This is a genomic window from Peribacillus sp. SIMBA_075, assembly GCF_046534585.1.
Window position 1 is genome coordinate 43,834 of the sequence record NZ_JAWRYN010000032.1, and the last position, 12,204, is coordinate 56,037.

Genomic DNA, 12,204 nt, shown 5'->3' on the forward strand with positions numbered 1-12,204 from the left:
ATTATAATACCCAAAGTGCAATTGCCCAAGCAATAGATCTAGCAGCACTTGGTGCAAAGCCTAATTCATGTATCATGAAATCAACTAATCTTGCTTCAATTTTATTAGACATTCTGTCTAATGCATCACCAATTTCAAAAGCATGTTTTTTCAAAAGCTTACCATTGGCAGGTGATAAACTACCAACAATTTTGCCCATTGCTGTACCACCATACTTTAGTGCATACACTACAACTGTCTTTTTAAATCCCCTTTTTTTGGACTCATTTTCTAATTGTTGAATAATTTCAGATGACATTTGAGTACCATCATAAGGGTTGACGGGGTTGGCCTGTTGCATTAACAAACTTGAGGGAGTCGATTGGTCAGCAATGACACTTTCTATTTCTTCTAGGCTAATTTTGGTTTGCTCGGTTACTATTATAGAACCAATTTCAGTATTTGTTCGAATTGTTGATTCATTTAGTTCAGAAGCAGAAGCTTTTGAAAATGGAGCAAAAGCTGAAAATATAAAAGCACTTGCAACAGCTGGAACTATAATTCTCTTAACACCAATTTCTCTAACTCTAATAATTTTCATATTGGTCAAACTCCTTTTAACAATGGGGTTTAGGTAAGTGTTTCCGCACTTCTATCTTTATACTAATATATTTAGTAAATCCCCTCGTTCCAAAAATGAAACGATATAATTCACATTTCATAATTCCCTTATTTTCCAGCGATGCTTCCCTAGTAGAAATCGTGTATTCCCTATACCGGTTTAAGAATCGGTGATCAATTCCCTTAAAATGGGCAACTTTTAACACCAAAAACAAAGGGTTCTTTACGTACGATTAAGATAGATGAAATGCTATTAACATGTCATAGAAGCTCCGAATATTTGACACCCAGCTTAAACGGCTTCCGAAAAAAGCAGGAATGGAAAAGAACATTACTCCACACTTATTTAGGCATACCTACACTTCCCTATTGATTGAAGCTGTAGTAGGAATTAAAAAATCCAACAACGATTAGGACATAACGAATTTAACTATCAAAGAAAAGGCCTCCCACAGTAAACTGTGGGAGGCCTTCAACTTTAAAAATATTCACATGTTTGGTGTGAGCATTCATGACTGAATCTCCCGTTACCCCCTATATTAAGGGATTTAAGCGATGCATCATGCCCGCCCATTCAATTAATAATTTAATAGTAACATTGAATGTTTTTCACCATCTTGATAAAAAGCAAGTGTTAACGAATTTTGTTTTAGGCCAAGTTTTGAAGTATCTTCTTTAGCATGATAAATATTTAAATCAATGTTTTTTGCTTTAGCTATACGTTCAATTTCCTTAGTAATGAAATCTTCTTCTTCTTTTCTACTCTCAAATGGTGACCTTACATATAAAAATGGTGTAAAAGGAAATGGTAAAACAACTGAATTGAGTCTAGAGGAAGCTGAAAAGTATGAAACAGGGAAAGCTAATCCTAAAGAAGAATGGCCATGTTCACTAGTGAACCAATAACTTACAGACAAAAATAGTTTTTTGATGTGTAAACTACAAGTGAAATTTAGCTTTTCCTTATTTAAAAGTGAAAACCAAAAATCATCGGAGTTATTTCCTACAAAAGGAAGTAACTCCCTTTTCTAGAAACTTTGGCTTGATATTTTAACAAAACTCAGGCTTTGGGAATTCGACCTTGCCTCTTTAACTGCTTCAAAGTAAATAGATAAATAACATTTCTATATTATTTCCTTAAAAATCATCTATATTTGATATTTGTTTAATCTCACATTGAGATATATAATAAAAACAAGAGAAAAAGAAAGCGTTTTCAATATTTAAGTACTTCGTTACTTCTCATACTATAAGGAGGATTTAAGATGAGCCAAGTAGAAAGAAAGTCCAAAGTGCAGAAATTAATTGAGCAACAAAAATTCAATGAGAAAGACATTTCCAAGATGACAGATTCACAGATTGAATATTATCACTGGCTCTATTTTGATGACTCTGTTTATGATTATATGTAACTCAAATATAAAATGATAAAAAGCGGGAAAAACATTGATAATTCATGGTTTCCCGCTTTTACTTTTATTCTTTAGGACTCCCCCATACCGATGAACAGAGTAGAAGTAAACCACTTTAGCCACTACTGGATTCTCCTGATACATCAACAACTATGGGCTTCATATCATACTCATGCAAAATAACCGAAGCAAAAGATGCTAGTAAAGGGAAAACAGCCTTTGGATGATACTTCACTAAGTTAAAAACATTTTCAATCCAACTTTCAACAGTTCCTTTTACTCTAAAGGACTGACTCTAGTATTTGTTGTTCCCCCATCGCCAAGAACTATATGTATGTCTTTCGTTGAAATTGGATGTATGAAGTTTCCCTTTCAACATCGAAGAAAAGGCCTCCCACAGTAAACTGTGAGAGGCCTTTTCTTTAAAATTGATATTCACATGTTAGGTGAGCTCATTCTGAATCCTCGTTAAACCCCTCTATTAAGGGATTTAGCGAATGATTACATCATGCCGCCCATTCCGCCCATGCCGCCCATGTCAGGCATGCCCATGCCGCCAGCACCAGCAGGTTCTGGTTTGTCAGCTACAACAGCTTCTGTTGTTAAGAACATGGCTGCTACAGAACCAGCGTTTTGTAGCGCTGAACGAGTTACTTTTGTAGGATCGACGATACCGGATTCGATCATGTTCACCCATTGTCCAGTAGCTGCATTGAAGCCAGTGCCAACTGCTTCGCCTTTAAGGCGCTCTACGATTACAGAGCCTTCAAGTCCAGCATTGTGAGCGATTTGACGAACAGGCTCTTCGATAGCACGAAGAACGATTTTCACGCCTGTTGCTACGTCGCCTTCCGCTTGAATTTCAGCGATTTTATTGTATACGTTAAGAAGTGCTGTACCACCACCGGCTACGATACCTTCTTCAACAGCGGCACGAGTGGAGTTCAATGCATCTTCAATACGAAGTTTACGTTCTTTTAATTCCGTTTCAGTAGCTGCACCGACTTTGATCACGGCTACACCGCCAGCTAATTTAGCAAGGCGCTCTTGTAATTTTTCACGGTCGAATTCAGAAGTTGTTTCTTCTAATTGAACACGGATTTGGTTTACACGAGCTTGAATTTGAGCTGTATCTCCAGAACCTTCAACGATTGTTGTATTTTCTTTTGTAACAACCACTTTAGAAGCACGTCCTAAAGATTCGATTGTTGCAGATTTAAGATCAAGTCCGATTTCTTCAGTGATTACTTCGCCGCCTGTAAGAGCTGCGATGTCTTCAAGCATTGCTTTACGACGGTCACCGAATCCAGGAGCTTTAACCGCAACTGCATTGAATGTTCCACGAAGTTTGTTCACAACAAGAGTTGCAAGCGCTTCGCCTTCTACATCTTCAGCAATCAATAATAGTGGTTTCCCTTGTTGAACAACTTGCTCAAGTACAGGAAGGATTTCTTGGATATTCGTTACTTTTTTATCCGTGATTAAGATATATGGATTGTCTAAAACAGCTTCCATTTTATCTGAATCTGTAACCATATAAGGAGAAGCATATCCACGGTCGAACTGCATACCTTCTACAACGTCCAATTCAGTTGTGAAACCTTTAGACTCTTCGATTGTGATGACGCCGTCGTTACCAACACGTTCCATAGCTTCAGCAATCAGTTGGCCCACTTCTTCATCAGCTGAAGAGATAGCAGCAACTTGTGCAATCGATTCTTTGTTTTCAACAGGTTGAGAAATAGCTTTTAATTCTGCAATTGCAGTATTAACCGCTTTTTCGATTCCTTTACGGATACCCATTGGGTTTGCACCAGCTGTTACGTTTTTAAGACCTTCACGAATCATCGCTTGCGCTAGAACCGTTGCAGTAGTTGTACCGTCACCAGCTACGTCGTTTGTTTTGCTCGCTACTTCAGCAACCAATTTCGCACCCATGTTTTCGAATGCATCTTCTAATTCAATTTCTTTAGCGATCGTCACACCGTCATTTGTGATAAGCGGTGAACCGAATTTTTTCTCAAGAACCACGTTACGACCTTTTGGTCCAAGCGTTACTTTAACTGCATCTGCAAGTGCGTCCACACCACGAAGCATGGAGCGGCGAGCTTCTTCACTAAATTTAATTTCTTTAGCCATTTATAAGTACCTCCCTAAAATTTTAAGAAAATTTTCGTTCAGTTAAGTATGATGTATAATTAGCCGATAACAGCTAGAATGTCGCTTTCACGTAAAATTAAGTATTCTGTATCTTCGTATTTAACTTCAGTACCTGCATATTTTGAGAAGATAATTAGATCGCCTTGGGCAACCTCTAAAGCAACACGTTCGCCATTTTCAAGGACACGGCCAGTACCAACAGCTACTACCTTACCTTCTTGTGGCTTTTCTTTTGCAGTATCAGGAAGAACAATACCGCTTGCAGTCTTTTCTTCAGATTGAACTAGTTCAATAATAACGCGATCACCTAATGGTTTTAACAAGTGAAACAACCTCCTCATATTCTCTTGATAATTTGTTTCATGATTGTTAGCACTCTTCACCATCGAGTGCTAACACATTTATAATATTAAATAAACCGAGCCTTTTTTGCAAGTATCTTATCGAAAATTTTTTATTAATTTCTGATAAATTTCGGGTATACTACTTTAGCATAATGATTCTTTTAACAAAGGTGCTAAAATGTTTTGTTAGGGGTACCTTTAAGTGGTGTTCTGTCTCATTATTTGATACCATTTTGGAGTATGCGTTTATAGATTGTCCCCATATCAGGAACGTTCTAAGCGGAATGGGTGACTAAATAAAAGGAGTTTTCATTTTTGAAAAAAGAATATTGGTTCGTCATCATCACCTACATTTCCATGCAATTATCCAGTATTGTTGGGGTACCTCTTTTCATGCTGATCGGGTCTTCAACTGGAATGACTGCTGATGAACTCCAGGTGAGGTCTGCAGCATACTGGATCGTATTCAGCTTTTTCGTTGCTCTATCCTTGATCCTGTTTTTAATGAGAAAAGATATGAAGGAAAAAATGGACAGAAGCACTCCAGCTTCCATTCCCACGTCCATATTATGGGCAGTTGCCGGAGTGTTCCTCGCTCTTTTTGCGCAAAGCATTGCTGGATACATTGAACAGATGCTTGGGGTGGAGCCTGAATCTGAAAATACACAGCAGCTCATTTCACTCATTTACCAAGTTCCCATAGTCATTTTCGTCACTTCAGTTATTGGACCTATATTGGAAGAAATCATTTTTCGGAAAATCATTTTCGGATCACTTCATAAACGCTTTAACTTCTTTATTTCTGCTTTACTCAGTTCAGTTATTTTTGGCTTGGCGCATGGTGAATTGGAACATCTTCTTTTATATTCGGCAATGGGTTTTACCTTTGCTTTTCTTTATGCGAAAACGGGCCGCATCCTCGTTTCCATGAGCGCACATATTGCGATGAATACGCTTGTTATCATCTTTCAAGTTGTAAATCGGGATGATATTGAGAAGATGCTAGATACTGCACAGGCCTTCATCGGAGGTTTATTATGAAACGTCAATCACCATTATTCATGGGTATCATCTATGCAGGCTTAGGAGCTCTTTTTACCGCTATCGCGATTCAAACCGTCAGTTCTTCCGGATGGGGAATCTTTGCCTACATACTTGTACTAATTGCGACTTTAGACTTTGGATCGGGATTACGCATGATCATGCTTCACTTTAAGATTAAAGCCGCCCAAAAAAATAAGAAAAAATAAAAAAACGCTGCGAGATGCAGCGTTTTTTTTCATTCCTCCAATGCAGCTTCTTCCACTACAGGATAATGTTTCAGAAAGTAGATGAGTGACTGAAGCTCCACGGCCAGGTCAATGTGGTGAACCCTTATGGATGGGGGTACCGTCAGCCGTGCAGGTGTGAAATTCAATATTCCTTTTATATCAGCTTTGACTAGACGATCGGTTATCGTCTGTGCTACCTGAGCAGGGACTGTCAAAATAGCCGCAGTAATATTATTTTCCTGCAATAGTGTATCGATTTGATCCATATGATAGATTGGCACATCAGCTATTTGCTTGCCGACCTTATCTTCAGAAACTTCAAATGCCATTTCAATCTTCGTATTATTATTTTTAATGAAATTGTAATTTAAAAAAGCAGTCCCTAAATTCCCCACTCCGATTAAAGCGACTTTTGTCAGTTCATCTTGATCTAGTGTTTTTCTAAAAAAGGATAATAAATAATTGACATTGTAGCCGTAGCCTTTTTTTCCAAGCGCTCCAAAGTAGGAAAAATCACGGCGAATGGTCGCAGAATCCACCTTTACAGCTTCGCTTAGCTCTGCCGAGGAAACTCTTTGTTTACCTGAGGAATGTAAGTTCTTTAAAAATCGATAATACAATGGCAACCTTTTGGCTGTTGCCTGCGGTATCTTTAGGTCATGGTTCATCATTCTTCCCCGCCTTCACACATGCTTTTCAACTTAATCTCTATCTGTTTGAATTACTTGTCTTTTATAATCGTTACTAGACACTCCGCCTGTTTTCTCCACTAAGAATGTAGGCCCGATTACCATTCCCTTATCAAGGGCCTTACACATGTCATAAATAGTCAAGGCAGTCACGGATGCAGCTGTTAACGCTTCCATCTCCACACCTGTACTCCCTTTTGTCTTAGCTTCCGTTTCAATCCTAAGCCTATATCCTTCATCTTCTTTTTCCCATTCAAAGGCTATATTGACCCCTTGCAGAGCAATAGGGTGGCACATTGGAATTATATTGGATGTATTTTTGCTGGCCATGATTCCTGCAACCTGTGCAACGGCCAGTACATCACCTTTTTTCATTTTCTGGTTCGTGACCAACTCATATATTTCATCGTTCAATAAAATGCTCGATTGAGCTATTGCCGTCCGGGATGTTTCAGGCTTAGCAGTCACATCAACCATCTTAGCCCTGCCTTGTTCATTAAAATGCGTTAAGTCTCCCATTTAAGTAACCCCTCCTAAATCATACACTATTATTCCACTTTATGTAATAGCTTGTTTTTGCTTGGAACCAAGCTGTTGCCGATAATAACTATAATACGTTACACTAACAATAATCAATTGAGGTGAAATCTATGATTTTATTACAAATCAATCAACTATCGAAATATTATGGAGCTGAACTTATTTTATCAAATATGAAGCTCGAAGTTCAAAATAAGGATAGAATTGCACTTGTCGGCCGAAATGGCGCTGGAAAATCTACTCTGCTAAAAATCATAGCCGGGCAGCTTTCCCATGATGGTGGTGAAATAATCAAACCAAAAGGTGTCACCATCGGATATATGGCACAGGACACGGGACTGGAATCAGAACTGACCATTTGGGATGAAATGCTGACTGTATTCAATGACCTTTTAGAACAAGAAAAAGAACTGCGTCGCCTTGAGGCTGATATGGCCAGACCTGACATCTTTGAAAATGAAGCAATTTACCAAAAAGTATTAAATGAATATGACACTTTGATGGTAGCTTTCAAAGAGAAGGGCGGTTATCAATATGAAGCGGATATTCGTTCAGTATTGCATGGACTTCAGTTTGCTGATTTTGACTATTCTACCCCAATTTCCACTTTAAGCGGTGGGCAAAAAACAAGACTTGCTTTAGGGAAGCTGCTTTTAAGGAAACCGGATATATTGATTCTGGATGAGCCAACGAACCATTTGGATATCGAAACCCTTTCTTGGCTTGAACAATATTTACAAGGCTACCAAGGAGCTGTTCTTATTGTTTCCCATGACCGCTATTTTCTAGATAAAGTTGTAAACCAGGTATATGAAATTTCCCGGAATAACATGAAAAAGTACTATGGCAATTATAGTTCTTACCTAGAGGGAAAAGCGGAAGATTATGAGCGGGACATGAAGCTTTTCGAGAAACAACAAGGGGAAATCGAAAAGCTTCGCGACTTTGTCCAACGCAATATCACAAGGGCTTCCACCACGAAAAGAGCACAAAGCAGACGCAAACAGCTCGAAAAGATGGATGTATTGGACAAGCCGCAAGGTGATGAAAAATCCGCTAATTTCTCTTTCCAGATTGAACGGCAAAGCGGAAATGAAGTGCTACACCTTCAGGATTTGGCTATCGGTTACGAAGGGGAAACGGTATCAAAAAATATAAATTCCCGGATGACAAAAGGAGAGAGTATAGCTCTTGTTGGCCCAAATGGCGTTGGAAAATCAACGTTATTGAAAACGATCATCTCTAAGCTGCCTGCACTTTCTGGGAATTTCCGTTTTGGAACGAACGTCGAAGTCAGCTACTACGATCAGGAACAGGCTAACCTTATTTCCAATAAACGGGTACTCAATGAATTATGGGATGATTATCCCCTTAAACCGGAAAAAGACATACGAACCGTACTCGGTAATTTTCTTTTTAGTGGGGACGATGTTTTGAAAACCGTTTCCACACTAAGCGGCGGCGAAAAGGCCAGGCTAGCTCTAGCCAAAATGATGATGGAAAAAGGGAATTTTTTAATTCTTGATGAGCCAACAAACCATTTAGACCTCGACAGTAAATTGGTGCTTGAAAACGCATTGATCGATTATCCGGGAACCATTCTTTTCGTTTCACATGACCGCTATTTCATAAATCGGATAGCAACGAAAGTGATCGAGCTTTCCAAAGACGGGAACGAAGAATTCCTCGGTGATTATGATTACTACGTAGAGAAGAAACAGGAGCAAGCTGAAATCAAAGAACTTGAACAGGAAAATCACGCAAAAACCTTAGATGTAGCCGCAGAAAAAACAAATTATAAAATTGATAAGGAAGCAAAAAAAGCTGAACGCCAGCGAAAAAGGCGCATTGAGGAAATCGAGGCGGCCATGGAGCTTCTTGAAACTGAAATAAACGAATACAACGAACACCTTTGTGACCCAAATGTTTTCCAGGACCACGAGAAAGTAATGGAAGTCCAAACAAAGCTTGATGTAGCACAGGAAAAATTAGACCTGCTTCTCGAAGAATGGGCTGAACTGGGAGAATGACAATTGACCGAGTCAAATGACTCGGTCTTTTCTTTTCCAGTTAAAATGCCCTTAAAAGTTATCCACAAAATTATTAACAAACCACTTGCCGTTTACTAGCCATTGATTCGAGTTATACACATAATCCACAGAAACATATCCACTTATCCACAAAACTCCTGTTTATACACATGCAGTTTGATTGACAAATAAACTTTATCCACAGAATATTCTATTTTTTTTATTAAACACGATAAAAAGACAGGATCCCGAAGTTAAGGTCCTGTCTTCACGTCAATTATGCTTCTATATCCAATCCGGGATTTCCGTTCAAATCCAATCCGGAGCGCTTACCTTTTTCAAACATGACACTGCCGGCAGCACCGATCATGGCCGCATTGTCCGTACAAAGGTAGAGGGGCGGAATGGATATATCCATAGGTAAATCCTTAAAAGCTTCCGTTAATGCTTCCCTCAGGCCTTTATTTGCCGCAACTCCTCCGGCGAGCAATACCTGTTTCACATTATATTCCTTGGCAGCCTTAACAGCTTTCATTACAAGCACTTCTATCACGCTTGCTTGGAAACTTGCCGCCAAATCTTTAGGTTCAATTTTTTCCCCGCGCTGTTCTGCATTATGCAAAGTGTTGATTACAGCTGATTTCAACCCGCTGAAAGAAAAGTCATAGCTGCCATCCAACCATGCCCGAGGCAGTTTCAATGAAGGTGAACCTTCTTGTGCAAGTCTATCGATATGAGGGCCACCAGGATAAGGGAGCCCCAAGGTTCGAGCCACTTTATCATACGCCTCTCCTGCTGCATCATCCCGCGTCTCACCTATCACCTTGAAAGAACCCGGTTCTTCCAAAAGAACCAATTCAGTATGACCTCCCGAAACGACCAAAGAAAGGGCAGGATATTGGATCTCCTGAATAAGTCTATTTGCATAGATATGGCCCGCTATATGATGCGTACCTACAATCGGGATTCCATGTGCAAAAGCTACAGCCTTAGCCGCATTAACGCCTATTAATAGTGCCCCTACAAGTCCAGGGCCTTCTGTAACGGCAATGGCATCCAAATCTTGATATGTCACACCCGCCTGAAGCAGCGCCTCTTCAAGAACAATCGTAATTTGCTCTACATGGTGACGGGAAGCTATTTCGGGGACGACTCCGCCAAAACGTTTATGGCTTTCTATTTGTGACGCCACGACATTGCTTAGTATCTCTGTTCCGTTTTTTATGACAGCTGCCGCAGTTTCATCGCAGCTCGTTTCAATTCCTAATATAAGTTGATTTGTTTTCATGAAAAATTCACCCACATAACATAAGCATCTTCTTGATTATCTGTATAATAATTTTTTCGGATTCCGCCCTTTTGGAAACCTAGTTTTTCATAAAGTGAAATGGCTACTGCATTACTGACACGGACTTCAAGCGTCATCCGCACCACACCCATTGCAATGGAGATTTCAATCATCTTCCTGAGCAAAGCTTCTCCAAGCTTTTGCCCTCGGTATTCAGGTAAAATTGCAATATTGGTAATGTGCGATTCATCAATGACAATCCAAGCGCCGCAATAACCAGCTATTTCCCCCTCATCTTCTATCACCATGTATACAGCATATTGATTATGATTCAATTCATTAAAAAAAGCTTCCCGGCTCCAAGGCAAAGTAAAGGATTGTTTTTCCACGTTAAGCACTTGGTCGATATCTTCCGTTTTCATCTTTCGGAACGTCAATGTTTTACTCATAGTAATCGGTCGCTTTCCTTTTTATTTCCCCTGCTGTTCAAGCCACTTAGCTTCTGCTTCAGCCATGCGAATATAATTCGGTACAAACTGGTGAACATCCACTTCAGTCTTGAGAAGACCAATGAAGGCCAGTTCGCTTGGTCTTGAGTTAAACGACTGTACCGGAGCAAATACTGCTAAATTGCCTAACGCTTCCGTAATCGCATCCCGATGGATGTCAACATCTTGACCAACAAATAAAACAGGACGATTTAATTCCTTCAATCGCATCGCCCACTCAGAGGATAGAATATTACAATCTTCCATGACAGTTTTTAACAGATCGTTTTTCATTTCATATAATCCAGTATAAATCTGCCCTCTTCTTGCATCGAACAAGGGAGATATCAACCCGTTAAAATAACGTCCATTTGCTGCTAAAACTTCTAAACTGGAAACACCTGATAACGGAATCTGAAGCGTCCAGGCCAAGGTTTTCGCAATCGTCACACCAATCCTGACGCCTGTATAAGAGCCTGGACCTTGAGCGACCACTATCTTAGTCAATTCCTTCGGATTAGTATCACAATCCCTTAACAGCGTCTCAATTGCTGGCATTACCCGCACCGAATGGTTTTTCTTTAGGTTCGTCGTATACTCACCAATTACTTGACTCCCATTTATCAGCGCGATCCCTAATGTGAAATTCGAAGTATCTATAGCTAAAACCTTCATCAAATAATCTCCTTACATAACGTTACATATCGTTCGCCTTTGGCTGCTAAAACAAAACGCCGACTTGTATCACTAAGACGATAAATATAAATGGTCAAGATTTCATCAGGAAGGTGATCCTTTATTAAATGGGCCCATTCAACGACAGTCACACCATCACCATCAAAATATTCATCAAAGCCTAAATCTTCTTCTGATTCACTTACCCGATATACATCCATATGATATAAAGGCAATCGCCCCATGTATTCCTTTATTATCGTAAAGGTAGGGCTATTTACTACTCTAGTAACACCTAACCCTTTAGCTAGCCCTTTTGTGAATGCCGTTTTCCCTGCACCTAGGTCACCTTCTAAAGCCAGTACATCTCCACTCGAAAGTTTTTGTGCCAATTTATGCGCAAATTGCGCTGTTTCTTCCTCATCCTGAGAAATCCATTCAAAATGTTGCATATATCAATCACCTTTATCATTATTAGGAAAACGTCCTATATTTCATGTCCGTTATGGAACAAAAACCATTCTATATGTAGTTTACCTTGTTTCAAAAGAAGAAACAAATAAGTTAGGGACAATTTATTTGAATTTCGGATAAAACAAAAAAACGAAACCTAAGTTTCGTTTTTTTTATGATTGCGGGGACAGGATTTGAACCTGCGACCTTCGGGTTATGAGCCCGACGAGCTACCGGACTGCTCCACCCCGCGA

Annotated in this window: 14 protein-coding genes, 1 tRNA gene and 1 pseudogene; 4 read left to right on the forward strand and 12 right to left on the reverse strand. The window is 39.5% G+C overall.

The window, feature by feature from the left end:
- Position 1: 1 nt before the first annotated feature.
- The gene (locus tag SB775_RS19605) at positions 2-580 is read right to left on the reverse strand and encodes a hypothetical protein (RefSeq protein ID WP_410862872.1); all 579 of its coding nucleotides are present in this window, start codon (positions 578-580) and stop codon (positions 2-4) included.
- A gap of 598 nt (positions 581-1,178) precedes the next feature.
- Positions 1,179-1,517 (reverse strand): hypothetical protein, encoded by a 339-nt coding sequence (locus tag SB775_RS19610; protein WP_410862873.1) that lies wholly within the window; start codon positions 1,515-1,517, stop codon positions 1,179-1,181.
- 348 nt (positions 1,518-1,865) lie between these two features.
- Between SB775_RS19610 and SB775_RS19615 the strand changes: the two genes are divergently transcribed.
- Entirely contained in the window at positions 1,866-2,012 is a 147-nt protein-coding gene (locus SB775_RS19615; protein ID WP_127777491.1) for a BH0509 family protein, read from the forward strand.
- A 115-nt stretch (positions 2,013-2,127) separates the two neighbouring features.
- Here the strand turns inward: SB775_RS19615 and SB775_RS19620 are convergent.
- From SB775_RS19620 to groES, 3 genes and pseudogenes are all read right to left on the reverse strand, one after another.
- Positions 2,128-2,292, reverse strand: a pseudogene (locus tag SB775_RS19620) (DUF927 domain-containing protein); the annotation flags it as partial.
- Between the two features lie 221 nt (positions 2,293-2,513).
- Positions 2,514-4,151 carry a chaperonin GroEL gene (gene groL, locus SB775_RS19625; protein ID WP_061461203.1) on the reverse strand — a complete coding sequence of 546 codons (1,638 nt, stop codon included), beginning with the start codon at positions 4,149-4,151 and terminating at the stop codon, positions 2,514-2,516.
- Between the two features lie 59 nt (positions 4,152-4,210).
- Entirely contained in the window at positions 4,211-4,495 is a 285-nt protein-coding gene (gene groES, locus SB775_RS19630) for a co-chaperone GroES (RefSeq protein WP_053348954.1), read from the reverse strand.
- 336 nt (positions 4,496-4,831) lie between these two features.
- On the opposite strand from groES, the gene SB775_RS19635 reads away from it, so the two are divergent.
- Both SB775_RS19635 and SB775_RS19640 read left to right on the forward strand, forming a co-directional pair.
- A complete protein-coding gene (locus tag SB775_RS19635) occupies positions 4,832-5,557 on the forward strand; it encodes a CPBP family intramembrane glutamic endopeptidase (RefSeq protein WP_410862876.1) in 726 nt (241 codons plus the stop codon).
- Positions 5,554-5,766: a YdiK family protein gene (locus SB775_RS19640; protein WP_061461201.1), complete on the forward strand. Its 213-nt coding sequence runs from the start codon at positions 5,554-5,556 to the stop codon at positions 5,764-5,766. The genes SB775_RS19635 and SB775_RS19640 overlap by 4 nt, the downstream gene beginning before the upstream one ends.
- Positions 5,767-5,795: 29 nt before the next feature.
- Here SB775_RS19640 and SB775_RS19645 read toward each other — a convergent pair whose 3' ends face one another.
- Together SB775_RS19645 and moaC are read right to left on the reverse strand one after the other, a co-directional pair.
- Positions 5,796-6,458: a redox-sensing transcriptional repressor Rex gene (locus SB775_RS19645; RefSeq protein WP_410862878.1), complete on the reverse strand. Its 663-nt coding sequence runs from the start codon at positions 6,456-6,458 to the stop codon at positions 5,796-5,798.
- A 30-nt stretch (positions 6,459-6,488) separates the two neighbouring features.
- Positions 6,489-6,995 (reverse strand): cyclic pyranopterin monophosphate synthase MoaC, encoded by a 507-nt coding sequence (moaC, locus tag SB775_RS19650; protein WP_061461199.1) that lies wholly within the window; start codon positions 6,993-6,995, stop codon positions 6,489-6,491.
- 131 nt (positions 6,996-7,126) lie between these two features.
- On the opposite strand from moaC, the gene SB775_RS19655 reads away from it, so the two are divergent.
- Positions 7,127-9,046 carry an ABC-F family ATP-binding cassette domain-containing protein gene (locus tag SB775_RS19655; protein ID WP_410862880.1) on the forward strand — a complete coding sequence of 640 codons (1,920 nt, stop codon included), beginning with the start codon at positions 7,127-7,129 and terminating at the stop codon, positions 9,044-9,046.
- A gap of 277 nt (positions 9,047-9,323) precedes the next feature.
- Here the strand turns inward: SB775_RS19655 and tsaD are convergent, their stop codons facing one another.
- The 5 genes from tsaD to SB775_RS19680 all read right to left on the reverse strand — a co-directional run bounded on the left by tsaD (position 9,324) and on the right by SB775_RS19680 (position 12,203).
- Positions 9,324-10,334 (reverse strand): tRNA (adenosine(37)-N6)-threonylcarbamoyltransferase complex transferase subunit TsaD, encoded by a 1,011-nt coding sequence (gene tsaD, locus SB775_RS19660; RefSeq protein ID WP_061461197.1) that lies wholly within the window; start codon positions 10,332-10,334, stop codon positions 9,324-9,326.
- A complete protein-coding gene (gene rimI, locus SB775_RS19665; RefSeq protein WP_410862881.1) occupies positions 10,331-10,783 on the reverse strand; it encodes a ribosomal protein S18-alanine N-acetyltransferase in 453 nt (150 codons plus the stop codon). The genes tsaD and rimI overlap by 4 nt, the downstream gene beginning before the upstream one ends.
- A gap of 21 nt (positions 10,784-10,804) precedes the next feature.
- A complete protein-coding gene (gene tsaB / locus SB775_RS19670) occupies positions 10,805-11,497 on the reverse strand; it encodes a tRNA (adenosine(37)-N6)-threonylcarbamoyltransferase complex dimerization subunit type 1 TsaB (protein ID WP_061461195.1) in 693 nt (230 codons plus the stop codon).
- Complete coding sequence (gene tsaE / locus SB775_RS19675; protein WP_061461194.1) at positions 11,497-11,949, reverse strand: tRNA (adenosine(37)-N6)-threonylcarbamoyltransferase complex ATPase subunit type 1 TsaE; 453 nt, start codon at positions 11,947-11,949, stop codon at positions 11,497-11,499. The genes tsaB and tsaE overlap by 1 nt, the downstream gene beginning before the upstream one ends.
- A gap of 180 nt (positions 11,950-12,129) precedes the next feature.
- A tRNA-Met gene (locus tag SB775_RS19680) sits at positions 12,130-12,203 on the reverse strand.
- Position 12,204: the final 1 nt, after the last annotated feature.

Excerpts from the sequence above, each read along its gene's own strand:
- SB775_RS19605 (WP_410862872.1), bottom strand. The coding sequence starts at position 580 with ATGAAAATTATTAGAGTTAGAGAAATTGGTGTTAAGAGAATTATAGTT.
- SB775_RS19615 (WP_127777491.1), top strand. The coding sequence starts at position 1,866 with ATGAGCCAAGTAGAAAGAAAGTCCAAAGTGCAGAAATTAATTGAGCAA.
- groL (WP_061461203.1), bottom strand. The coding sequence starts at position 4,151 with ATGGCTAAAGAAATTAAATTTAGTGAAGAAGCTCGCCGCTCCATGCTT.
- SB775_RS19640 (WP_061461201.1), top strand. The coding sequence starts at position 5,554 with ATGAAACGTCAATCACCATTATTCATGGGTATCATCTATGCAGGCTTA.
- SB775_RS19645 (WP_410862878.1), bottom strand. The coding sequence starts at position 6,458 with ATGATGAACCATGACCTAAAGATACCGCAGGCAACAGCCAAAAGGTTG.
- moaC (WP_061461199.1), bottom strand. The coding sequence starts at position 6,995 with ATGGGAGACTTAACGCATTTTAATGAACAAGGCAGGGCTAAGATGGTT.
- SB775_RS19655 (WP_410862880.1), top strand. The coding sequence starts at position 7,127 with ATGATTTTATTACAAATCAATCAACTATCGAAATATTATGGAGCTGAA.
- tsaD (WP_061461197.1), bottom strand. The coding sequence starts at position 10,334 with ATGAAAACAAATCAACTTATATTAGGAATTGAAACGAGCTGCGATGAA.
- rimI (WP_410862881.1), bottom strand. The coding sequence starts at position 10,783 with ATGAGTAAAACATTGACGTTCCGAAAGATGAAAACGGAAGATATCGAC.
- tsaB (WP_061461195.1), bottom strand. The coding sequence starts at position 11,497 with ATGAAGGTTTTAGCTATAGATACTTCGAATTTCACATTAGGGATCGCG.
- tsaE (WP_061461194.1), bottom strand. The coding sequence starts at position 11,949 with ATGCAACATTTTGAATGGATTTCTCAGGATGAGGAAGAAACAGCGCAA.